The following is a 21,640-nucleotide window of genomic DNA, read 5'->3' on the forward strand; positions in this document are numbered from 1 at the left end:
ACCAGCGATGAGCACCTCTTCTCACCACCCCACCAGTACCGCACCGGATGCTGCGCAACCGCCTGCACCGGCACCTACGCCCGTGCTGTCGCCCAGTAATGGCGTGGCTGCTCGGCTATCGGGCACCGTGCGCATTGTTGGTGCTGGCCTTTTGGGGGCCAGCATTGGGCATGCGCTCACTGCTCACGGCGTGGATGTTGTGCTCGACGATGTTTCGCCCTCACAGTTGCGCTTGGCGATTGACTACGGTGCGGGGCGTGCGGCATCCGGTAGCGATAACCCGCGGCTCGTGGTGGTGGCTGTGCCGCCCGATGTGACCGCTGATGTTATTGAGGCAGAACTGCAGCGCTACCCGCACGCTGTGGTCACCGATGTTGCCAGCGTCAAACTCGAGCCGCTGCGCACCCTACAGGCACGCGGCGTTGATATTACGCGCTACATTGGCTCGCATCCGCTGGCAGGGAGAGAACGCGGCGGGGCGATTTCGGCCCGTGCCGATATCTTCTTGGGCCGACCGTGGGTGGTGTGCCGTGACGAAGAGACCCGGCCCGAAGATCTGGCGGTTGTTGAAGACTTAGCGCTTGATGTGGGCGCGATGCCGATTGAAATGAGCCCCGAAGAACATGACCGGGCCGTCGCTCTCACTTCGCACGTACCGCAGGTGGTCGCGAGCCTCTTGGCGGCCCGCTTTGCCCACGCGCAGGAAGGCCTGCTGCGCCTGGCCGGGCAGGGTGTGCGCGACACCACGCGTATTGCTGCCTCGGCACCAGAACTGTGGGTGCAAATTTTGGGTGCCAACGCACAGCCGGTTGTCGACGTGCTCGACCAGCTTGCCACCGACCTGCACGAGGTCGCCCAGGCGCTGCGAGCCCCGGATGCCGCAGGGGCACGCCGCACGGTTGCCGAAGCGATTCGCCTCGGCAACGAGGGCGTCGAACGGCTACCCGGCAAACACGGCATGAACCGCCGCTTTGAACAACTGGTGGTGATGGTCGACGACACAGCAGGCCAGCTGGGCCAACTCTTTAGTGACCTGGGTGAACTGAACATCAACGTCGAGGATCTGCGCCTGGAACACTCACCAGGGGCACCGCTGGGCCTGGCTGAGATCAGCGTGGCCCCGGCCGCACTGCGCGGAGCCATCGACGGCCTCGAAGGGCGTGGTTGGCGGATCGCCAGCAGCACGAATGATTAGTCTTCGGCCGATTGGCCGTCGCCACAGACCGCTGCCACTCATTTAAATAGAACGCGAACAGAAAGCATGAGCATGACCGACATTATTGCCATCGACGGCCCCGCCGGCAGCGGCAAGTCGAGCGTGTCGAAAGCGGTGGCGCGCCAGGCAGGCTATGGCTACCTCGACACCGGTGCCGCATATCGGGCTCTGGCATGGCATGTGCTCGACCAGGCTGCAAGCACCGACGACGCCGCCGTCGTGCTGCAGGCCCTTGACAGTTTTGTGCTGCGTCTGGGGCTTGATCCCGATAACCAGACCGTCACGGTCGGCGACACCGACGTAACCGAGCAGATTCGGCAGCCGCGGGTATCGGCAGCTGTCAGCGGCGTTGCCCGCGTGGCCGAGGTACGCGAACGCATGAATACGATGTTTCGGCAGCTTGTCGCGGCATCCGGTTTGCGCGCCGTTGTTGTTGAGGGGCGCGATATAACCACGGTTGTTGCGCCCGATGCCCCCGTGCGTGTTTTGTTGACGGCAGCACCCGAAGTGCGTGCTGCGCGCCGTGCCCGCGAGCTTCATGGCGAAGACGCTGCGGCCGTGGCCGAAGCACTCCACCGGCGTGATGCCGCCGACAGTACCGTGGTTGATTTTTTGACGGCAGCGCCGGGCGTTGACGTTGTTGATTCGACCGAACTTGATTTTGAACAGACCATTGCCGCCGTGCGCGCGGTGATCGACCGCCGAGGAGCGGAAAATGAGCATGGATGACCATATGAGCGACGATCACTACGGTGATGCGTCGGCCGAAAAACTAGAAGAGCGTATTGATGCGCTCGATGACGAGCTGATTGAACAGCGCACGCAGGCGATGCGTGCAGGCCTTGCCGCCTATGAGCTCGATGACGACGACACCGAGATTCTTGAGGGAATCGGCGCCGTCGGCGACGGTATCGAATACCTGCCGGCACTGCCGGTGGTGGCCATCGTTGGCCGCCCCAACGTGGGGAAATCAGCGCTTGTCAACCGTATTCTGGGGCGGCGTGAGGCCGTGGTCGAAGACACCCCCGGTGTGACGCGCGACCGCGTGACCTACAAGGCTGAATGGATGAACCGTCGGTTCTCACTCGTCGACACGGGCGGCTGGGAACCGGATGCCAAGGGTATCGACCGTTCTGTGGCCCTGCAGGCCGAGATCGCTATCGACCTGGCCGATGTGGTGCTGTTTGTGGTCGATGCCATTGTGGGCGCAACATCGACCGATGAGCACGTGGTGCGCCTGCTGCGCACCACCAACAAGCCCGTGTTCTTGGTGGCCAACAAGATCGACGATGCGCGGCTTGAGCCCGAAGCCTCACCGCTGTGGAACCTGGGGCTGGGCGAGCCGCATCCGGTCTCTGCTATTCATGGCCGCGGTGTTGCCGACCTGCTTGACGCGGTCATGGAGAAACTGCCCGAGGTTTCGGCCGTCGCCAAACACGAGGTGGGCGGGCCGCGCCGCGTCGCGATTCTGGGACGACCCAATGTGGGCAAGTCGTCGCTGCTGAACAAGGCTGCGGGCGAAGAACGCGTGGTCGTGAACGACCTGGCGGGCACCACCCGCGACCCGGTGGATGAAATTGTTGAACTGGGCGGCAAAGTATGGCGCTTCGTTGACACCGCCGGTATTCGCCGCCGCGTGCACCTGCAGCAGGGTGCAGACTTTTATGCTTCGCTGCGCACCTCGGCGGCGCTAGAAAAAGCCGAAGTCGCTGTTGTGGTACTCGATGTCACCCAGCCGATCAGCGAACAAGACGTGCGCATTATTGACCTCGTGCTCGAATCGGGCCGGGCACTCGTTATTGCGTATAACAAGTGGGACATGCTGCACGACCCGAAATATGTAGACGCCGACCGCCGCCGCTACCTGGAACGCGAGATTGAAACCGAGCTGGCGCATGTGTCGTGGGCTCCTCGTGTGAACATCTCGGCCAAAACCGGGCGGCACCTCGACCGTCTCGTACCCGCACTCGAGACCGCTCTCGACAGCTGGGATCGCCGTATTCCCACCGGCAAGTTCAACGCGTTTCTTACCGAACTTATCGCCGCGCACCCACACCCGCTGCGCGGAGGCAAACAGCCACGCATCCTGTTCGGTACGCAAGCCGCCAGCCGCCCGCCCACATTTGTGCTGTTCACCACCGGGTTCCTCGACCCGGGGTATCGCCGTTTTATTCAGCGACGCCTGCGCGAACTGTATGACTTTGAGGGCACACCGATCGTGATCAATATGCGGGTTCGTGAACGCCGATCACGGAACTCTTGAATTCGCACCCGCGACGATGGTGCAATAAAGGCGGATGCCGCTGATCGGTGGCATCCGGCAATCATCAGCCCACAAGGCTGGAGAAACGAGGAAGCAATGACGCACACCCTGCCTTTACCGGAATTCACCCATGAGCGTGTCGAGTTGGTGACAGGCTCACGCAGTGGACTATTTATTGCTGTTGCGCTGCATTCGTCGGCGCTGGGATCGGCGCTGGGTGGTGCACGGTTGTGGACGTACCCAACCTGGAATGATGCCCTTGCCGATGCGCTGCGGTTGTCGGCCGCGATGACGCTGAAAAATGCTGCGGCGGGGCTCGATTCGGGTGGCGGTAAATCGGTGATTGGTTTGCCGGAGGGCACCACGCTGGATGCTGATCGTCGCCGGGCCGCGTTTCTTGACCTGGGTGATGCTGTTGAGCTGATGGGCGGCAAATATCGCACGGCAGAAGACGTGGGGTCGACCGCCGAAGACATGCTCGTGATCGCCGAACGCACCCAGCATGTGGTGGGGCTGCCGGATACAGCCGGTGGTGCGGGAGAGCCCGCAGGGCCCACGAGCCGCGGCGTTTATGCCTCGGTGGGTGCTGTGCTCGAGCACGTGACCGGAAGCGCTAGCGCCGCCGATCGCCGCATTACGATTTCGGGCCTGGGGCAGGTAGGAAGCCGGTTGGCGCGCCTGCTCGCCGACGAGGGCGCCGTGTTGACAGTGACCGATGTGAACCCGGCCAAGCAGCAGTTCGCGCAAGAACTGGGTGCCACCTGGGTGGAGCCGGGAACAGAACACACCGTGCCGGGCGATATTTTTGTGCCGGCGGGTATTGGTGGTGTTCTTACCGATGAGGTTATTGACGCGCTCGACGTGAAGGCCGTGTGTGGACCGGCCAATAACCCTCTCGCCGAGCGTTCGGGTGCCGACCGCTTGCAGCAGCGCGGCATTGTGTATGCGCCCGATTTTGTGGTGAACGCCGGTGGCGTGATTTACCTCGATCTTGAATCGAAGCACCATGGCACGCGCGAAGAAATCATGCAGCGCGTGGCAGGCATTGGTGACACGGTGCGGCGGGTGCTCGATGATGCCGCGCAACGCCAGATATCGCCCCTGGCCGCGGCAGAAGAGCTGGCGGCAGCACGGTTGCAGGCCGCCGCGCAGTAGCTCGTTGCCGCGCGGTAGCGTCTGTTTGCGTGTGGAGTGCCCGCATTGCCGGGTTGTGTGAAAACCTGGAGGGGTGAGCATTGTTCCTCCTGCACCCGGTGAGCCTCGTCGCCCCGACGGCCCGAAAGACCCTGGCGATGCCTGGGTGATCGCGCCCGACGGCTCAAAGTATTGGGGCCGGTTTGGTGCGGCGGGGCTGTTAGCTATTGATCCGCAGCGTGGTGTGCTGTTGCAGCACCGTGTGGGTTGGAGCCACTATGGCGGCACATGGGGTTTGCCGGGCGGAGCCCTGCACGAGGGAGAAGCGGCCGTGGCCGGTGCTATTCGTGAGGCGCAGGAAGAAGCTGGGGTTCCGGATGCCGCGGTGCGGCCGAGGTTCACGCATGTGCTCGATCTGGGGTATTGGCAGTACACGACCGTTGTCGCCGATGTTGTGGCACCTTTTGAGCCCGTGATGGGTGATGCCGAGAGTCTGGCGTTGGAGTGGGTGGCTGTGCCCGAGGTGGATGGCCGCGACCTGCATCCGGGGTTTGCTGCTGCCTGGCCGAGGCTGCGGGCTGTTGCGCAGGTGCGGCCGGTGCTGGTGGTTGATGCCGCGAACGTTGTGGGTTCGGTGCCGGATGGCTGGTGGAAAGACCGCGCTGGTGCTGCGCAGCGTTTGCGTGACGAACTGGTGGGTTTGCGCGTTTCGGATGCCACGGGTGAACCATGGGCTCTTGCCACGGCATGGTTTCCGCACGTGTGCCTGGTCGTAGAAGGCCAGGCGCGTAGCGTGATCGGTGGTGCGGATGTGGAGGTTGTGGCCGCTAACGGTTCGGGTGACGACGAGGTGGTGGAGCAGGCGCGGCGGGTTGTTGCGGCGGGCTCGGATGCTGTTGTTGTGACGAGTGATCGTGGTTTGGCTGCGCGTGCCGCAGAGGTTGGTGCTGCGGTGGTGTCGGCCGGGTGGTTGCGGCGCCAACTGGGGGATGCCGCAACCACCTAGCAACGAGGGGAGTTACGAGCAGTGAGACTCCATAGATCGCACGGTGACTGCCACCGTGATGGCAGTATTTACGCCGGTATCTGTGTGCTCTGACTACGGATCGAGTCGTGCGCGGCCGCAACGATCGCGTCGACGGATACTCCGAGACGTTCGAGCAGAATGTCTCCCGCTCCGCTTTGGCCATACTCCGATATTGAGACGGTGCGACCGTGGGAGCCGACCCATCGGTACCATCCGATATCGCTACCGGCTTCTACGCTGACGCGTGCTTGTACTGCGGGAGGAAGAACGTGGTCACGATAAGAGGAGTCCTCTTGCTCGAACCACTCCAGGCACGGAGCCGAGACGACACGAACTGCTAGTCCTTCGGCACGAAGTTTCGCAGCAGCGTCCAGGGCGAGCCCTACCTCTGATCCGGTTGCTATGAGAACCACCTCTGGTGAGCCTTCGGAGTCGGAGGCGATGTATGCGCCGCGCGCTGCCCCAGAGTCGAAGGTCGTTGCACAGGGCATCACAGGCACACCTTGACGACTGAGCACGACGGCGTGTGGGCCATCGGTGTGTGTAAGGATACGACGCCAGACGTCGACGGTCTCCACCCAGTCGGCGGGTCGTACGACTGCCAAACCGAGGACGGCTCGGTAGCTCCAGAGATGCTCGAGCGGCTGGTGGGTGGGGCCGTCTTCACCAACGGCAACAGAATCGTGGCTCCATACGTACGTGACGGGCAGATTCATCAGGGCAGCAAGACGTACCGAAGGGCGCATGTAGTCGGAGAACACGAAGAATGTTGCACCGAACGGCCGAGTGAGGCCCGAGAGCGCCATGCCATTGAGGATTGCACCCATCGCATGTTCGCGGATGCCGAAGTGCACGATTTGGCCGCCAGGGGCGCCGTCCCATTCGCCGACGGTGGCGGCACCGGGAGGCAGGTAGCTCTCGGCTCCGTCGATCTTGGTCCCGTTGCTCTCGGCAAGGTCGGCTGATCCACCCCAAAGCTCGGGCAGTAGTGGCACAACGGCGTTGAGTATTGCGTTGGACGCGACTCGAGTTGCAACCGCACGCGGTGCAGCGCGTAGCGCATCGAGCGCTGCCACCGCAGTAGAGGTGTCGCGCGATGCCATGCGATCAAACAGCGATGCCTGTGCGGGCTGTGCTGCCCGCCATTCGGCGACTGCTGATTCCCAAGCGAGCCGCTGCTCTTTTCCGCGGTCGCCGACCCTGCGTGCATGTGTCAGCAGCTCGTCGGGAAAGCAGAACTCTGCTTCGTCGTCGAGACCTAGCGCGAGCTTGGTGGCACGGACTTCATCGATGCCAGGGGCGCCGGAGTGTGCAGCGGCTGTGCCGGCCAGCGCGGGCATCGGGTTGCCAATACGTGTCCGTAGGCAGATGAATACCGGCTTGCCAGTGAGTTGCGTCGCCTCCGTGAAGCGGTCGCGAATTTCGGCGGGGTTCTCTGCATCATTGATCTCTAATACATGCCAGCCGTAGGCACGGTATCGCGCAGCGACATCTTCGGTGAAGGCGACAGCGGTGTCACCTTCGATGGAGATGCGGTTGTCGTCCCAAACCAGAATCAAGTTATCTAGCTGCAGAGTGCCAGCGAGGGAGGAAGCTTCGTGGCTGATGCCCTCTTCGAGATCGCCATCGGAGGCGAAACACCATACGCGTGGAGAGAAGAGAGAGGTTCCCAACAAACGCTGCAGACGCACTGACTCCATCGCGACACCGACAGCATTGCCAATACCTTGTCCAAGCGGGCCCGTGGTCGTCTCGACCCCAGGTGTGTGGCCGTACTCGGGGTGCCCGGGAGTGCGTGAGTCGAGTGTTCGCGCGGTCTTCAGGTCGTGCATTTTCAGACCATAGCCGGAGAGGAAGAGCTGCAGGTACAGTGCGAGGCTCGCATGCCCACACGACAAGATAAAACGATCGCGACCTTGCCAGTCTGGTGCCTGTGGGTCGTGGCGTAAGAACTCCTGAAACAGCACATACATAGCAGGGGTGAGGCTGACAGCTGTGCCAGCATGGCCAGCGCCTTTTGCCTGCACTATGTCCAAAGGCAGTACCCGCGCGTAGCGAACGACATCAGCGTCTTCTGTAGTTAACCAGCCAGTGTTCATAAGACTCCATCCGTTGATCCGTTACGATAACAAGTAAACGGATATATGTCTAATAGTGAACATAACTAGGTTGAGAGTAGTTGTTGCACCCTCGGGCCCGTAAATGCGACACCCGCTGCGAGCTGGCCGGCGCCGTTAAGGCCGGCCGCATCGCCTAATCGGCCGCGCTCGATGCGCAGCGCCATCGTTGCCAATGGGTGAGCGTCTTCATAGACCCGCTCCCGAATGCCGGCGAGTAGTACGTCAGAGACTGCGAGGTTGCCGCCGACGATCACCATGCTGGGGTTCAGAATGCCGATAGCGTCGCACAAGACCTCGCCTAGCCGGTTTCCGGCTTGCCTCAGGAGGCCGGATGTCGCGGGATCGCGTGCGTTGGCTAGTCGCACGATATCTTGGCTCGTCGTCACATCACTGAGCCCCATCTCGCGAAGCCTGCGTGCGATCGACCAGCCGCCGGCGGTTGCTTCGGCACACCCTTCTTGACCGCACCGGCACGGAGCTCCGCCGCGCCGCGGTAGATGGCCGAGGTCGCCGGCGGCGCCATGACTGCCGCGGAAGATTCTCCCGTCGGTGATGATTCCTGCACCGACGCCCATACCGACCTTGAGGACAATCAGGTCGCGGTCTGGTGACTCCAGTGCGTGGTACTCACCGAGCGCCATGATGTTGGAGTCTTTGTCAATAGCCACCGGTGTGCCGAGTCGATCCTGGACGAAGTCGATGACGGGGAAGCCATCCCAGCCATGCATGGTTGGTGCGCCGCTGATTCTGCCGTGTATCTGTTCAACTGGTCCAGGCAAGCCGAACGCCGCCCCGAACACCGAAGTCATGGGAACGTGAGCATTCGTAGCAAGGTCTTCTAGTCCGCCGCATACCTCTGTCAAAACGATCTCTGGGCCGTCGTTGATGTCTCGCACAGTGTCGGATGTGGCGAGTACCTCTCCGCGCAGATCAAGAAGTGCAATTCGTGTGTGGCTGCCACCAATGTCAGCGCCGAGTAGGTAGCCGCGGGCAGGATTGATCACCAGTCTCTCGGCTGGGCGCCCGCCAGTATCGCGGACAAGATTGTCGCGGATCACGAGCCCGGAGTCGAGGAGTAGTTGTAGCCGCGAGGCGACGGTCGCGCGCGCTAGGCCAGTCTGGAGAGTAAGCTGCGCGCGGCTGACTGCTTGTCCCGAGCGGATCAGCTCCAGGAGTTGACCGGTCGTATCGTCCACAGCATTCCTTTGTTTTCCGGTCCTCTCGGGCGGATTGATCTCACAGTAATTGTCCGATGTGCGTTGGACTAGTGATCGCGTCTACGACGAGCGCAGAGAGTCCGACCATGCCACCCGTGGGGTACAGGGTGCTCTGCTCGATTCTAAGGCTCGATGTTGCGAGAGGCAGGGAGCGGCGGTACACCATCTCTCGAATTCCTGCGAAGAGCAAGTCGCCTCCGGCGTTCACTAATCGTCCACCGATAACAACGATCTCGGGGTTCATGAGATTAATTGCCGTGGCAATGGCCCCACCGATCAAGCGTCCGGCACGTCGAATCGCCTCGAGAGCGTGGGGGTTTCCGGTATTGATGAGTTGGATGAGGTCATCGTGGGAGGTGACATCGATCCCACTGTTTTGAAGGTCTCGTAGTAATGCCCAACCTCCGGCGTAGGCTTCCAGGCAGCCGCGATTTCCACATTTACAGAGTGGGCCGGACTCCTCGGTTGTGAGTGTGTCCAGGTGGATGTGGCCAAGATCGCCTGCTGCTCCGTCAGTGCCTCGGAATAATCGGCCGCCAATGACCGATCCGCTACCTATGCCGGTGCCGATTTTTACGAGCATGAGGTGGGAGGCTTCTGGGAAGTTCACCCTTGTTTCGCCATAGGCCATGACGTTGGCATCCTTCTCCAATACGACTGGCGCTGAGTATCGGGAAGATAGCCAGGCAGGTACGTCGAATCCGTTCCATGCGGGCATGATTGGTGGCTTTACAGAGAATCCAGCACCGGCTTTGACAGGGGCGGGGATGCCGATGCCAATGCCGCTAATCTCATCCGCGGTCATTCCTTCGGCGGCCAAGAGCTCGTCGAACTTGTCGGCGAGTTCTTCCATGATGATGTGCGGGTCGCGTGTTGTGTCGATATCCAGCACGGTGCGACTGATGATCGTGCTGCCTAGATCGCAGATACCGACGCTTGCCTGGGTTACGCCGACATCCGCGCAAAGCACGCGACCACGGTCTGGGTTGAATCGAAAGTGGTCGGCCGGCCGTCCTTTCGTCTGCGCGCTCCCTGTGGACTCGGTGATCAGGCCTGTCTTGATCAGGGTATCTAGTCGTCCGTTCACCGCACTGCGTGACAGTCCACAGCGCGTTGCGAGTTCATTACGGGTCTGTTCGCCGTGCAGGCGTAATAGATCGACGATCTGGCTGCAGCCGATTTCTTGGGCGGTCATTCGCGGTTCCTTCATGCTGGTCATCTCCGAGGCTAGGCCGTGGGTGGGCTCTGGCGCGATTTAATGCTTGCTTATCACTCAGCACTGTTGTAGTTTTCTCAGAACATGAAGAAACTTCTCATAGTTTCACCATGCTAGTCCTAAAGTTCTGATAATAAAAGACGAAAGGTTGACAATGAAGGTCAATCAGTTCCGTCGGCGCATGCCGACGTTCGTAGTCGCCGCCAGTGCCCTTGCGCTTGTGCTCACCGGATGTTCAAATTCGGCGGGATCGGCCAAGTCGACTGATTCTGGCGAAGGTGAGGTAGCGTCCATCGGAAAGATTGCTGCGGTGATCAAAGGACTGGACAACCCGTTTTTCCAGCACATGGAGTCGGGGATCATCGATAGCGCAGAAGCGCTCGGCGTCGACGTTGAGATCCAGGCAGCGCAGGACATCACGGACACCACAGGGCAGGCAGACCGTCTCTCTGCGCTTGCGAACCAAGATTATGCATGCTTTGTCGTGAACCCCATCTCGGGAAATAACCTTGTGCAGGGTATCGCTCAGATTGCGGCTAGTGGCGTGCCAATCGTCAATATTGACAACCCGGTAGAAGCAGAGGCTGCAGAGGCTGCCGGCGCTGAACTCGCAACATATATCGGCACGGATAACGTCGCTGCTGGTGAGTTAGTCGCTCAAGAGCTCGCCGGTCTCCTTCCGGACGGCGGAAAAGTCGCGGCCGTCGGCGGCATCGCCGGTGATGTGACCAGTGGCCAGCGCATTGAGGGCTTCGAGAACGGTCTCGCTGCCGGTGGATTTGAACTTGTTCAGACTGTTTCTGCTAACTGGGACCGGCAGGAGGCGCTGACTCAGGCAGCAGCAATCCTGCAGGCAAACTCCGACCTCGTCGCATTTTTTGTCGCTAATGACGACATGGCCATGGGCGTATCTCGTGCTGTGCAGGACGCTGGCCTCCGTGAGACTGTCAAGGTCGTTAGTGTCGACGGCATTGATGGCGTTGCCTCTGGAGATATCGATCTCGCTGTTGCGCAGTACCCGTACGTCGTAGGCAAGATGGGCCTTGACGCCTGTGCTGCTGCAGCGGCTGGCCATGAGCTACCGAGTGCAGTCGAGACTCCTATTGCTCTGATTACGTCTGACAACGCACAGCAGGCGCAGGATGCATTCCCGGAGCCTCCCACTTCATACGACAACCCGTTCCTCGAGCTGCTTAAGAAGTAGTAGATCCCATGGGGCGGCGGTGATCGGTGACTGCTACCCCATCGGTGTAGACCGAAGATTGGAAAGGCATTTTCGTGACCACAGTAGCTCACGCAAGCAGTGCTCCACTGCGATTTGTTAGACAGTTTCGAAGCGTCTCGTTCTGGGCGGAGTGGGCCGCTGTCGTCGGCCTCATCGTGCTCACTCTTGTGTTCACGATACTGGAGCCCACCTTCCTCAGCAGTGGCAACGTCCGGAGCATGCTGCAGGCGTCATCGATCCTTGTAATCCTCGTTGTAGGACAAACTTTCGTGATCTTGACGGCCGGAATCGACCTGTCCATTGCTTCGGTCATGACACTTGCAGCCATTGCCTTTGGGCTGGCGATGGCGGCTGGCGTGCCGTTCGCAGTATCTAGCCTTATTGCGGTTGGCGCTGGATTCCTCGCGGGGCTCGCCAATGGTATTTTCATCGCCAAGGCGCGCATCACAGACTTCATTGTCACACTCGGAATGCTCTCGGCAGCCTCGGGTGTGGCCCTGGTTACTTCCGATGGCAAACCCACCACAGTTATCGAGCCCTTACTTCTGCGATTGGCAACACGAGGCTGGGGTTTAATCCCTTTCACGTTCATGATCGCCTTGGCGATCGCGGTGGTCGCTCACATCGTGCTTTTCCGCACACGTTTTGGAACTCATGTCCTCGCAACGGGTGGTTCTGTCGACGCAGCCAAAGCGACCGGTATTCGCACCGACCGCATCAAACTGGCGGTCTACATCATTGCCGGAGTGCTAGCTGGCATTGCCGCGATTCTGCTCGTTGGGCGCGTTGGTGCTGCCGAGCCGGCAGCCAATACGACGTTCCTCCTGAACTCAGTCGCGGCTGTTGTTCTTGGAGGGGTGAGCCTTTTTGGGGGCAAGGGCAACATTATTGGTCCACTGTGTGGTGCACTGCTGCTGACCGTTCTTACTAATGGACTCACAATGCTCGGAGTCTCACAGTTTTATCAGCCGCTTGCCGTCGGTCTCGTTGTGATCGGCGCTGCCTATCTCACGAGGTTCCAAAAATGACTCAGACATCGTCGACCGTCACCGCTGATCATGCTGAACAGGATCTACTGGTGGCGCGGGGCGTCACTCTTTCGTTCGGATCTGTACGCGCGCTGCGCAGTGTATCCCTGAGTCTGCGTGCCGGCGAGATCACCGCCATCGTGGGTGACAACGGCGCTGGCAAATCGACCCTGGTACGTTGCATTGCAGGTGTACATACCCCTGACTCGGGTGAGATTCTCTTCGATGGCAACGCCGTCAATTTCAGTGGCCCGGACCATGCTCGGCGCGCTGGTATCGAGACGGTGCACCAGAATCTTGCTCTTGTCGAAGACCTCCAGGTGTGGCAGAACCTCTTTCTCAATCGGGAGCTCACTCGCGGCATCGGGTGGATCAGGTTTCTCGATAAACGTAAGATGCGTGCCCAGGCGCAGGAGATGGTCTCTACTCTCGCAGTGAATGTGCCACACGTGAGTTCCACCGTGCGTCGCCTCTCCGGCGGTCAACGTCAAGCCATTGCTATCTGTCGTGCGGCCGGGTTCAGCTCGAAACTCGTCATCATGGACGAACCGACTGCTGCGCTCGGTGTTCAGGAGACGCAGAAGGTTGAAGAACTTATCCGACGTCTGAAGGACGAGGGTCACGCAGTGCTCCTCATCAGCCATAACTTCGATCAGGTTATGCGTCTGTCTGATCAGGTCTGGGTGATGCGTGCCGGGCAGTGCGTAGCCGGTCGTCGCTCCAGTGACACGGATGCCCAGGAGATAGTCGGCTTAATTACCGGCGCGATCAGCGAATAACGAACATCATGAAAGCAGGAATGACTGTGAACAAATATCCGAACACCATCGGAGTACATGCGTTGGTTTGGACAGGGCAGGTCGATGCCGATTCACTGGGAGCCGCCGCGCGACAGAGTAAGGCTGCGGGCTATGACCTGCTCGAACTCTCACTGCACGACATCGAGGAGATGGATTTTGCCGCCAGCAGGGCTGCCTTCGCAGAAGCCGGTGTTGAGATTGCCTGTTCGCGTGGTCTCGCTCACGATGCTGACGTATCGAGCGAGGATCCTGCGATCGTGGACCGTGGGGTCGGGTTGCTGGTTGAATCCATCGAGGCGACGGCGGCTATGGGGGGCACAATACTGACCGGGGCGTTGTACAGCGCTTTTGGTAAAGCTGCCCAGCCGCTTTCAGCCAAAGGGCGTGAGAATATCGTTAGCGCACTGCGCACGGTGGCCGAGCATGCCGTCGGCTTTGGGGTCACACTGGGACTCGAAGTTTGCAATCGCTATGAGACGAATGTGCTCAACACAGCACGCCAAGCGATTGCACTCGCTGATGATATCGATGCAGACAACATCATGATTCATCTCGATAGTTATCATATGAATATTGAGGAGCCGAACCAGGTTCGCCCGATCCTCGAAGCTGGTGATCGCCTTGGTTATATTCACATCGGCGAGAACAATAGAGGCTTTCTTGGTTCCGGTATTATCGACTTTGCCACGCACTTTTGGGCGTTGCAGCAGATCGGTTATGAGGGGCCTATTACGTTCGAGAGTTTTTCTTCTGCGATCGTTTCCAAGAGTCTGTCGAACGATCTGGCGATCTGGCGCAACCTTTGGGACGATAATGTTCAACTTGCTACTCTCGCCCGCTACTTTATTGATAACGGTTTAGTCGCCGCGGCGACTGCAGCGCTGCGGTGATGTCGATGGTGCCGGGTGGGACTGCCACGCTCGGGATCGATCTTGGTACGAGTGGTGTCAAGGTCGCACTCGTCGGTGAGGATGGCCAGATGATTACGGTAGCGTCTCGGTCATACGAAGTGACGACCCCTCAGCAAGGCTGGGCGGAGACTGATCCGACGGTGTGGAAGGACGCTGCGAAGTCGGCCGTGCATGAGGTTGTCGCTGCGAACCCGTCCGTTCGTATTACTGGCGTGGGGCTTGACGGGCAGATGCACGGCATTGTGTTGGTCGACGAGCACGGGGTGGCTCTACATCCCGCAATATTGTGGCCCGATGGTCGGGCAGAGACTGTGGTCGCAAGCTGGGCCGAGCATCTACCGGCTGCTGTGCGTGCGCGGCTGGCCAACCCGATGGCCGCGGGTATGGCGGGGCCAATCCTGGGATGGATAACACAGCATCGACCCGACCTTATAGACAGGGCGACTGCGGTACTTTTCGCGAAGGACTGGTTGCGTAACCAACTGATTCCCGGCAGCTTGGTCACCGACCCCTCTGATGCCTCGGCAACGTTGCTCTGGGACGTTGAGCGAGATACGTGGAGTAGCGAGGTGCTCGCTCATGCGGGTATTCCCGAGCGCGTGCTGCCGAGAGTTGTGTCGTCCACTGCGATTGCCGGGGTGCTTTCTCCGTCGATTGCGGCAGAGTGGAACCTGCCTCAGGGTGTTCCCGTGACTGTGGGTAGCGGAGACGTTGCTTCGACGTTGCTCGGTCTTGGAGCCATAGCAGGAGAGGCAGTGCTTATCCTTGGCACGGGCGCGCAAATCATCGTGTCCGACATCAGGCCTCAAGCGGAGTCTCAACCACGTTTCCACACCTTCCGCTCGTGGGATGCATCGACATACGCTATGTATGCTCTGACGAATGGTGGGCTGGCGTTGACCCGCGTCATATCTCTGTTGGGTGCAGACTGGGCAGAGCTTTATGATGCGGCAACACATACGCCAACAGAATGCACACCGATTTTCTCTCCCTTTTTCGTCACAGAGCGCTTTGTGGATGGTGGGCGAGGAGGACACGCGCGCTGGTCAGGACTAGAGCTGTCCACGGAACGTGCTGATCTGCTCTACTCAGCGTTGGAAGGGGTTGCCTTCCTGATCGCGCTGGGACTGGAGACACTACCGCATTCTGAGAGCTCAGAAGTCTCTGTCGTCGGGGGTGGTGCAGCACACTCGGGTTTCTTGCAACTTATTGCGGACATCATTCAGCGCCCCCTGCGCGCAGCAAATGTGACGAATGTCACAGCACGGGGTGCTGCACTACAGCCTCGAGTCGAGCAGTTACCTGCAAGCTCGCTTGTGGCTGGTGCGGTTCACGCGATGTATATGCCACGGCCCGTCAGCTCGTTGCTCTTACGCAGGCAGTCGGAGTTTCGTTCGTGTGCAGAAGGTCCAGTGGCCGAGGGGTAGCAAGAGAAATCGCTTGTTTTTGAGAGGGAGCCCGATATGCGTTCTGGTGTGCAGTTATCGCCACTCGTTTGGGCCGTTGTCGGACTGGGCACTGGCGGGCGTCACTTTCACGCGCCTCTGCTGAGGGCGGCTGATGGAATCGACCTTGCTATTGCCGTTGGACGGGACCGAGACGGTTTGCATCGCGATTTTGGCGCGGTCGAGGTGGTGCCCGACCTCGCGGCGGCGAGGTCAGCGGGTGCCCAGGCGGTGACGATTACTACCCCGGCCGGTACTCACGAAGAGCTTGCTCATGAGGCGATCGAACTCGGACTGCATGTGGTCGTGGATAAGCCGTTCGCGCTCACTGCCACGGGGGCTCAGGGTTTAATTGACCATGCAGATCGGCGTGGTGTTTTATTGTCTGCTTTTCAGAATCGTCGCTGGGATGGAGACTTTCTCACCGTTCGCTCATTCGTCGAGGATGGAAGCTTGGGAGACATCCACCGCTTCTATAATCGTATTCAGCGCTTTCATCCGGACTTACCAGCATGGAATGTGGGGCGGATGCCGGAGGATGGCGGAGGAACACTGCTCGATTTGGTGCCACACCTCGTTGATCAAGCTCTCGTGCTGCTTGGCCCTGCGCAGTCAGTATTTGCTGAGTTGCGTCGGGTTGGCGGGGGAACTGGGGGAGAAGACGATGTGTTGATGATCATTCGGCATGATTCTGGGGCGCAGAGTGTTATCGAGGCATCGGTCGCGGCTGCAACGCAGGGGCCACGCATGCAGGTGAACGGTTCTCGTGGCGGAGTTTTTGTGGAGGGTTTCGACGTGCAGGAGGTCGATCTTCTTGCGGGGCGCACCCCGTTGCTGCTCGGGGGAGACTGGGGGAGGGAGCCCGCAGAGCGCGTTGTTATGTATGACCGTGGTGATGGCCTCCAGCCGCATGCGCTGCGGGCAGGGGAATGGACGCGGCTTTATCCGCAGTTTGCTGCCGCTGTACGTGGGCAGGCTGTGGTTCCTGTTGATCCAGGGGATGCGGTTTGCACGGCTCAGGTGATTGATGCGGCTCGTGTTTCGGCATCCGAGGGCCGCTGGGTTGTGCTGGTGTGAGGTGATAGTGCGGCGACGACTTTTGTGGTGATAGTCGCAGTTATTTGCGGTCGGGTGTGCGGCCGCGGAGGCGGTCGATTTCGCGGCGTTCGCGTTTGGTGGGGCGGCCGGCGCCGCGGTCGCGAACGGCGACGAGTGCAATGGGTTCGCGGGGTGGTGTGGTGTCGTTCATGGCAGCGGGTACGAGGGGTGCGCCGATGCGGGTGGCGATGGGTTGGTATACGGTGAGGTGGCGGTCGAAGCCGGAGATGCGTACGCGCAATTGGTCGCCGGTGCGGATGTGGTGGGCAGCTTTGACGCGTTCTCCGTTGACGCGGATGTGTCCGGCTCGGCAGGCGGCGGTTGCGGCCGAGCGGGTTTTGAAGACGCGGACGGCCCACAGCCAGGCGTCGACTCGCACGGATGTTTTGCCGAGGAGTCGTTCGGGGAGTTGTGGGGGAGTGGTCATGGTTGCTGCACCGATTTTGCGCGACTATTGCCTTCTGTTTGCTGCGGTTGTTCTTATTGTTTCACGGTGGTTGCGGGGCGTGGCGTTTGTGGCAACGCCCGGGTGTGCTGTCGGTTCGCGCGAGTGGTTGTTGATCGGCTAAGCTAATGGAGTTGCCCGCGCCAAGTGTGCGGATAACGGGATGTGGCGCAGCTTGGTAGCGCACTTGACTGGGGGTCAAGGGGTCGCAGGTTCAAATCCTGTCATCCCGACAGAAAAGCCCAGGTGAGAGCAGGTTTCTCACCTGGGCTTCGTCGTTTCTGTTGTCCTTCTCGGAGGGGTTTATGGAAGCATCCGACCGCGGATGCTGATGCCTTCCGGGACGCGTCGATTGCGGCAGTTGCGACGAGCCGGGACCTGGAGCCGGTTTTGGGCCGCGATCGGCAGCCTTTTCATCGCCGAGGTGCCGTCGCCCGACTGGCCCTAGCGGGGCTCTCACGCTCGGGGTTCTCGTGCCCGTCGAGGAACGCGTTGGCTCGTGCGGCGGCGTCGGTGAGGTGCCTGGTGTCGGGATGGAGGTACCCGCGGGTGGTCTCGATGGATTTGTGGCCGAGGATGCCTTGGAGGACGTGGAGTGGGATGCCTGCGTCGGCGTGCCAGGTCGCTCCGGTGTGACGGAGCCCGTGCCGTGTGAGGCTGGGTAGCTCGAGCTCGGTGACAAGCTGATCCCACTTCGTCGCATCGCGCACGGACGCTGTGGTGAGCACCCCACCGCGAGGACCAGTCAGGAGCCGCTCGTCGGACTCACGGTCGTGGGTGAGTCGTTCCAGGACGGGGATGAGGGCTTGCAGGATGGGGACGTGGCGGATGTCTCGGCCTTTGGTTTGTTTGGTGACGAGGCCGCCTGCGCCGGGGTAGGTTTGGCGGCGTATCGTGACGATGCGTTGGTCCCAGTCGATGTCGCCGACTTGGAGGCCTGAGATTTCGGAGCCTCGCGCGGCGATGAGAGCGCCGAGCATGACGAAGTCGGAATAGTTCTGATGCACCTCCCTGCACCGGTTCGCCAGAGTCGTGAGGGTCGCGAGGTCTTTGAGCGCGTGCACGCGTGGCGAGAGGTCGTTCTCTTTGAGGTTGAGAGCTGATTTGCCGAGAGAGCGGCGGGATCGGTTGCGGGCGGGGTTGCTGCGCAGGAGGTCATCGCGGATCGCTTCATCGAGAGCGCGGACGAGGGGCGCGATCGTGTTTTTTGATCGTTGACACGGAGTGCTGGGTCTCCCATTTATCGATGGTGCGGTCGATCATCCTGGCCGTGATCTGCGACAACGGCAAATGCCCCAGCGAGGGGAGTAGACGGAGGCGGAGACCGAGCTTGTAGCTTTCGACGATGGAGGTGGGGTCGAGGCCCCGCTGCCACCGGTCTCCGATCATTTCGACGTAGTCGGAGAGCAGGATGCGTTTGTCGATCCCGAGCTCGGCGGAGGCTTGCATGTACTGGAAGAACTCGTCCGCTGCTTCCTCGTTGGGGACGACGAGTGCGCGGGTGACGCGTTTGCGGGTGTGTGGGTCGATCCAGCGGGCACGAGCACGTATCCCGGATGCGCGGTGTTCAAGATCGGTGGTGACTTTCACCCCGATCGGTGGCACCGGGAGTGGCGCGTTGGGGGCAGACGTGTTCATCGTTCTCGAGGGACGTGAGCCACTGTTCGACCTGTTCGATGCGGTACCTCGTCACCCCACCGATCCGGATGAACGGGGCCACTTCTTCTCGGCCCGCCACCTGGACAGGGGTCTGCTGAAGAAAAAGCTCGCCGAACACGACCTATTCCAGCCCGGATTCACTGGGATGACCGCCGACAGCTCCTTCCCGGCTCTCGTGTCGTACTGGCTCGAAGACATGGATCCTCGAAGACCGACTCTCCAGGACGACGAGGCTGCTCTATGAACGCAACATGCGCACCCTCGTGCTGCCGTTCTTCAAAGACGTCACCCTCCGCGAGATCGGCGTCGCTCGCTGCGACTACTTCCTCAAACAACTCGCGAAACAGAGCTACAACCGGGCACGCCAAGCACGCGTCGTCCTCCGCCTCGCCCTCGCGCTCGCAGTGCGCCACGAGATCCTTCCGCGCAACCCGATAGACCATGTCTCAAGGCTCCGCCGTCCAGTCCGCACCCCCGACACCTTCTCCTGGGACGAGCTCAAAGCCATCCGTGCAGGTATCAACACGTGGGAGCATCGACCAATCAAGGCGGGACCGAGACCGGACGGACAGCTCGGGCAGGTGGTGGGGGTCATGCTCGGCACCTCAGCACGCATCGGCGAAGTCCTCGCAATCCGCCTCAGCGACCTCGACCTGGACGCACCGATACCGTCGGTGCGAATCTCTGGAACGATCGTGAGCCGGAGGGGTGAACCTACCCACCGCCAAGATCACCCCAAGACTGCCCGCTCCGTTCGCCGGGTCGCGCTTCCTGGATTTGCGCTCCGTGCCATTCGCGCGCAGATCGAGAAGATCCGATTCACCCACCCGGATACGCTGCTGTTCTCCACTTGCGTCGGAATACCGCACACGACGAACAACATCCGCAGACAGCTTCGCGAGGTGATGGAGCGGGCCGGAGTACCTGACGTCACTCCGCACCGGTTTCGTCGAACCGCAGCAACCGCGATTAACGAGATCGGGGGGACTGTAGCTCGCCTCCGAACTCGTCGGGCACAACGACCCCTCGATCACGCGGGAGCACTATATCCGCCGCAATGAAAACGTGAACCCGGTCACCGCCAAGTTCCTCGAGCAGGCGTTCGGGAGGGCAAGCTGATGGGGGCCTTCACGAGCCCAGGTTGCCTGAGTCGCGGTCACTGACCTCAGCCCATTACTCTGTAAGGCGGTCCGACCTACACACCGAAACCCGCACCGCTTGCCCGCCTAACTCTTCACAGGTACTCTTGATGTGTCAAGAGTTAGGAGGACAAGGTGTCGATACGCGAGCTTGCGCCTGCTTTTACGCTCGAGGATGCCCGCGCTGTGGGATTTACTAAGGATCAGGTCTACTCCTTGCTTGAGCGGGACGAGATCGAGCGCGTGGGTCGGGGTGTTTATGTGCGCCCCGAAGTGCTCCAGCCTGCGTTCACCGCGCTTGCGGCGGCGACGGCGCTTCGCGAAGAAGCGACGCTCTGTCTGACGAGTGCTCTGGTGCATCACGACCTGAGTGACGCGATCCCGTTCGCCTCAGATATCGCGCTGCCGCGCGGGACGCACCGGCCGGTCGGTCTCTCAGACGTGAGTTGGCACAGCTTCGACCCCACAACCTTTTCAATCGGGCGGGAGTACACCGACGCGGGGGGAGGCGCAAAGGTTGCGATCTACTCGGCAGAACGGAGCATCGTCGACAGCTTCCGTCTGATGCACCAGGAAGGGAGTGACGTTGCGTATGAGGCACTCCGACGTTGGCTTCGAAGACGAGGGACCACACCAGCAGGTCTGCTGAAGGTTGCGGGCGCGTTCCCGAAGGCCCTCCCTGGCATCCGTCAAGCGTTGGAAGTGCTGCTGTGACCCCGCCAGCACCACCCAGAGAGACCCCAGCGGGACGTGCCTACAACGATCTGCGTAATCTCGCACGTCGACAAGCCCGGAACCCTGCCGAGTACATCACCTTGTACGCACTAGAGGGTTTCTTAGCCCGGCTCGCAGCATCCGAGTCCGCAGCAGATTTCGTTCTCAAAGGCGGCGTTCTGATGGCCGCCTTCGCCGAGCGGCGACCGACCAGGGACATCGACTTCGCCGCTCGAGGATTCGCGAACGATATCTTCGAGGTTGAACAGCGCGTCCGCGACATCATCGCGGTGCGGCGCGACGACGGACTCGAGTTTGACCTGGATTCTGTCAGTGGTGAACAGATCCGAGACGAAGCTGACTACAATGGTGTGCGGGTCAAGGTGACCGCAAGGCTGGCGAGCGCACAGGTCGCGCTGCACATCGACGTGAACTTCGGGGACCCCATCTGGCCCGCACCAACAGAGGCCGTCCTGCCACTCCTGCTAGGTGGCACACTGCGACTCCTGGGGTATCCAGATCACATGGTGCTCGCGGAAAAGATTGTCACCGCGCTTGAAAGAGGAGAGCAAAACACTCGGTGGCGTGACTTCACCGACATCGCGGCCATCGCATGCTCCAGAACCGTCGAAGGGGCAGACCTTCAAGAAGCGATCAGCGTTGTCGCCAGTTACCGAGGTGTGGAACTCGAGCCTCTCGGCCCTCTGCTGACGCAAATGCCAGCACTCGCACAACGCAAGTGGGAAGTCTGGCGAAAGAAACAACGACTCGAGCAGTCAACCCCGGTGAGCTTCGCTGACCTGCTCGGAACGTGCCTGGACTTCGCGGAGCCGGTCCTCGCAAGAAACGTGAGTCGAATGCAATGGTCTCCAGGTTCCCAGACTTGGGAGAAGAGCTCGGATGGCGTCAAAGGCTGAATCACTGATGATCGCACCTGCCACGAAAGACGACGAGAAGCTACGCGCCCGCCGGTGTCACCTCCT

The 21,640-nt window shown here is 60.8% G+C and carries 22 protein-coding genes and 1 tRNA gene; 17 read left to right on the forward strand and 6 right to left on the reverse strand.

The features are described 5' to 3' along the window. Positions 1-7: 7 nt before the first annotated feature. From ACQUSW_RS13535 to ACQUSW_RS13555, 5 genes are all read left to right on the forward strand, one after another. Entirely contained in the window at positions 8-1,195 is a 1,188-nt protein-coding gene (locus ACQUSW_RS13535; protein WP_428932841.1) for a prephenate dehydrogenase, read from the forward strand. A gap of 72 nt (positions 1,196-1,267) precedes the next feature. Continuing rightward, positions 1,268-1,945: a (d)CMP kinase gene (gene cmk / locus ACQUSW_RS13540; protein ID WP_428932869.1), complete on the forward strand. Its 678-nt coding sequence runs from the start codon at positions 1,268-1,270 to the stop codon at positions 1,943-1,945. A gap of 4 nt (positions 1,946-1,949) precedes the next feature. Next, positions 1,950-3,479 (forward strand): ribosome biogenesis GTPase Der, encoded by a 1,530-nt coding sequence (gene der / locus ACQUSW_RS13545; RefSeq protein ID WP_428932870.1) that lies wholly within the window; start codon positions 1,950-1,952, stop codon positions 3,477-3,479. Positions 3,480-3,575: 96 nt separating this feature from the next. Next, positions 3,576-4,634: a Glu/Leu/Phe/Val dehydrogenase family protein gene (locus ACQUSW_RS13550; protein WP_428932842.1), complete on the forward strand. Its 1,059-nt coding sequence runs from the start codon at positions 3,576-3,578 to the stop codon at positions 4,632-4,634. Between the two features lie 73 nt (positions 4,635-4,707). Next, entirely contained in the window at positions 4,708-5,619 is a 912-nt protein-coding gene (locus ACQUSW_RS13555; RefSeq protein WP_428932843.1) for an NUDIX domain-containing protein, read from the forward strand. 68 nt (positions 5,620-5,687) lie between these two features. Here the strand turns inward: ACQUSW_RS13555 and tkt are convergent, their stop codons facing one another. The 3 genes from tkt to ACQUSW_RS13570 all read right to left on the reverse strand — a co-directional run bounded on the left by tkt (position 5,688) and on the right by ACQUSW_RS13570 (position 10,172). Then, positions 5,688-7,739 carry a transketolase gene (gene tkt / locus ACQUSW_RS13560; RefSeq protein WP_428932844.1) on the reverse strand — a complete coding sequence of 684 codons (2,052 nt, stop codon included), beginning with the start codon at positions 7,737-7,739 and terminating at the stop codon, positions 5,688-5,690. A gap of 65 nt (positions 7,740-7,804) precedes the next feature. Next, the gene (locus tag ACQUSW_RS13565) at positions 7,805-8,956 is read right to left on the reverse strand and encodes an ROK family transcriptional regulator (RefSeq protein WP_428932845.1); all 1,152 of its coding nucleotides are present in this window, start codon (positions 8,954-8,956) and stop codon (positions 7,805-7,807) included. A 40-nt stretch (positions 8,957-8,996) separates the two neighbouring features. Further along, complete coding sequence (locus ACQUSW_RS13570; RefSeq protein ID WP_428932846.1) at positions 8,997-10,172, reverse strand: ROK family transcriptional regulator; 1,176 nt, start codon at positions 10,170-10,172, stop codon at positions 8,997-8,999. A gap of 175 nt (positions 10,173-10,347) precedes the next feature. Here ACQUSW_RS13570 and ACQUSW_RS13575 point away from each other — a divergent pair, with 175 nt between their 5' ends. From ACQUSW_RS13575 to ACQUSW_RS13600, 6 genes are all read left to right on the forward strand, one after another. Beyond that, on the forward strand, positions 10,348-11,397 hold the full coding sequence (locus ACQUSW_RS13575) for a substrate-binding domain-containing protein (RefSeq protein ID WP_428932847.1): 1,050 nt from the start codon (positions 10,348-10,350) through the stop codon (positions 11,395-11,397). Between the two features lie 74 nt (positions 11,398-11,471). Continuing rightward, entirely contained in the window at positions 11,472-12,446 is a 975-nt protein-coding gene (locus ACQUSW_RS13580; RefSeq protein ID WP_428932848.1) for an ABC transporter permease, read from the forward strand. A gap of 50 nt (positions 12,447-12,496) precedes the next feature. Next, positions 12,497-13,225 carry an ATP-binding cassette domain-containing protein gene (locus ACQUSW_RS13585; RefSeq protein ID WP_428932849.1) on the forward strand — a complete coding sequence of 243 codons (729 nt, stop codon included), beginning with the start codon at positions 12,497-12,499 and terminating at the stop codon, positions 13,223-13,225. 8 nt (positions 13,226-13,233) lie between these two features. Continuing rightward, positions 13,234-14,136, forward strand: a complete 903-nt coding sequence (locus ACQUSW_RS13590; protein ID WP_428932850.1) for a sugar phosphate isomerase/epimerase family protein — start codon at positions 13,234-13,236, stop codon at positions 14,134-14,136. Continuing rightward, entirely contained in the window at positions 14,136-15,584 is a 1,449-nt protein-coding gene (locus ACQUSW_RS13595) for an FGGY family carbohydrate kinase (protein WP_428932851.1), read from the forward strand. The genes ACQUSW_RS13590 and ACQUSW_RS13595 overlap by 1 nt, the downstream gene beginning before the upstream one ends. Before the next feature lie 36 nt (positions 15,585-15,620). Then, entirely contained in the window at positions 15,621-16,679 is a 1,059-nt protein-coding gene (locus ACQUSW_RS13600) for a Gfo/Idh/MocA family protein (protein WP_428932852.1), read from the forward strand. Positions 16,680-16,719: 40 nt separating this feature from the next. On the opposite strand, the gene ACQUSW_RS13605 is transcribed toward ACQUSW_RS13600, so the two are convergent. Further along, complete coding sequence (locus ACQUSW_RS13605; protein ID WP_428932853.1) at positions 16,720-17,127, reverse strand: RNA-binding S4 domain-containing protein; 408 nt, start codon at positions 17,125-17,127, stop codon at positions 16,720-16,722. On the opposite strand from ACQUSW_RS13605, the gene ACQUSW_RS13610 reads away from it, so the two are divergent. Next, on the forward strand, positions 17,126-17,269 hold the full coding sequence (locus ACQUSW_RS13610) for a hypothetical protein (protein WP_428932854.1): 144 nt from the start codon (positions 17,126-17,128) through the stop codon (positions 17,267-17,269). The two genes, ACQUSW_RS13605 and ACQUSW_RS13610, sit on opposite strands and share 2 nt — an antisense overlap. Before the next feature lie 35 nt (positions 17,270-17,304). Further along, positions 17,305-17,378: transfer RNA gene (locus ACQUSW_RS13615), tRNA-Pro, on the forward strand. 180 nt (positions 17,379-17,558) lie between these two features. Here ACQUSW_RS13615 and ACQUSW_RS13620 read toward each other — a convergent pair. Together ACQUSW_RS13620 and ACQUSW_RS13625 are read right to left on the reverse strand one after the other, a co-directional pair. After that, positions 17,559-18,152 carry a tyrosine-type recombinase/integrase gene (locus ACQUSW_RS13620; protein ID WP_428932855.1) on the reverse strand — a complete coding sequence of 198 codons (594 nt, stop codon included), beginning with the start codon at positions 18,150-18,152 and terminating at the stop codon, positions 17,559-17,561. 163 nt (positions 18,153-18,315) lie between these two features. Next, on the reverse strand, positions 18,316-18,783 hold the full coding sequence (locus ACQUSW_RS13625; RefSeq protein WP_428932856.1) for a hypothetical protein: 468 nt from the start codon (positions 18,781-18,783) through the stop codon (positions 18,316-18,318). Here ACQUSW_RS13625 and ACQUSW_RS13630 point away from each other — a divergent pair. The 4 genes from ACQUSW_RS13630 (at position 18,776) to ACQUSW_RS13645 (ending at position 21,574) form a co-directional block, all read left to right on the forward strand. After that, positions 18,776-19,048 (forward strand): hypothetical protein, encoded by a 273-nt coding sequence (locus ACQUSW_RS13630; RefSeq protein WP_428932857.1) that lies wholly within the window; start codon positions 18,776-18,778, stop codon positions 19,046-19,048. The genes ACQUSW_RS13625 and ACQUSW_RS13630 overlap by 8 nt on opposite strands. 7 nt (positions 19,049-19,055) lie before the next feature. Continuing rightward, the gene (locus ACQUSW_RS13635) at positions 19,056-19,865 is read left to right on the forward strand and encodes a tyrosine-type recombinase/integrase (protein WP_428932858.1); all 810 of its coding nucleotides are present in this window, start codon (positions 19,056-19,058) and stop codon (positions 19,863-19,865) included. A gap of 213 nt (positions 19,866-20,078) precedes the next feature. Next, on the forward strand, positions 20,079-20,657 hold the full coding sequence (locus ACQUSW_RS13640) for a type IV toxin-antitoxin system AbiEi family antitoxin domain-containing protein (RefSeq protein ID WP_428932859.1): 579 nt from the start codon (positions 20,079-20,081) through the stop codon (positions 20,655-20,657). Continuing rightward, positions 20,654-21,574 (forward strand): nucleotidyl transferase AbiEii/AbiGii toxin family protein, encoded by a 921-nt coding sequence (locus tag ACQUSW_RS13645; RefSeq protein ID WP_428932860.1) that lies wholly within the window; start codon positions 20,654-20,656, stop codon positions 21,572-21,574. Before ACQUSW_RS13640 ends, ACQUSW_RS13645 begins: the two co-directional genes overlap by 4 nt. Positions 21,575-21,640: the final 66 nt, after the last annotated feature.

It is taken from the genome of Microbacterium luticellae (assembly GCF_050408645.1).
In the GTDB taxonomy this organism is placed as follows: Bacteria; Actinomycetota; Actinomycetes; order Actinomycetales; family Microbacteriaceae; genus Microbacterium.

Excerpts from the sequence above, each read along its gene's own strand:
- ACQUSW_RS13590 (WP_428932850.1), top strand. The coding sequence starts at position 13,234 with ATGAAAGCAGGAATGACTGTGAACAAATATCCGAACACCATCGGAGTA.
- ACQUSW_RS13635 (WP_428932858.1), top strand. The coding sequence starts at position 19,056 with ATGCGCACCCTCGTGCTGCCGTTCTTCAAAGACGTCACCCTCCGCGAG.
- ACQUSW_RS13625 (WP_428932856.1), bottom strand. The coding sequence starts at position 18,783 with ATGAACACGTCTGCCCCCAACGCGCCACTCCCGGTGCCACCGATCGGG.
- cmk (WP_428932869.1), top strand. The coding sequence starts at position 1,268 with ATGACCGACATTATTGCCATCGACGGCCCCGCCGGCAGCGGCAAGTCG.
- ACQUSW_RS13550 (WP_428932842.1), top strand. The coding sequence starts at position 3,576 with ATGACGCACACCCTGCCTTTACCGGAATTCACCCATGAGCGTGTCGAG.
- tkt (WP_428932844.1), bottom strand. The coding sequence starts at position 7,739 with ATGAACACTGGCTGGTTAACTACAGAAGACGCTGATGTCGTTCGCTAC.
- ACQUSW_RS13605 (WP_428932853.1), bottom strand. The coding sequence starts at position 17,127 with ATGACCACTCCCCCACAACTCCCCGAACGACTCCTCGGCAAAACATCC.
- ACQUSW_RS13610 (WP_428932854.1), top strand. The coding sequence starts at position 17,126 with ATGGTTGCTGCACCGATTTTGCGCGACTATTGCCTTCTGTTTGCTGCG.
- ACQUSW_RS13595 (WP_428932851.1), top strand. The coding sequence starts at position 14,136 with ATGTCGATGGTGCCGGGTGGGACTGCCACGCTCGGGATCGATCTTGGT.
- ACQUSW_RS13535 (WP_428932841.1), top strand. The coding sequence starts at position 8 with ATGAGCACCTCTTCTCACCACCCCACCAGTACCGCACCGGATGCTGCG.
- der (WP_428932870.1), top strand. The coding sequence starts at position 1,950 with ATGAGCGACGATCACTACGGTGATGCGTCGGCCGAAAAACTAGAAGAG.
- ACQUSW_RS13575 (WP_428932847.1), top strand. The coding sequence starts at position 10,348 with ATGAAGGTCAATCAGTTCCGTCGGCGCATGCCGACGTTCGTAGTCGCC.
- ACQUSW_RS13600 (WP_428932852.1), top strand. The coding sequence starts at position 15,621 with ATGCGTTCTGGTGTGCAGTTATCGCCACTCGTTTGGGCCGTTGTCGGA.
- ACQUSW_RS13570 (WP_428932846.1), bottom strand. The coding sequence starts at position 10,172 with ATGACCGCCCAAGAAATCGGCTGCAGCCAGATCGTCGATCTATTACGC.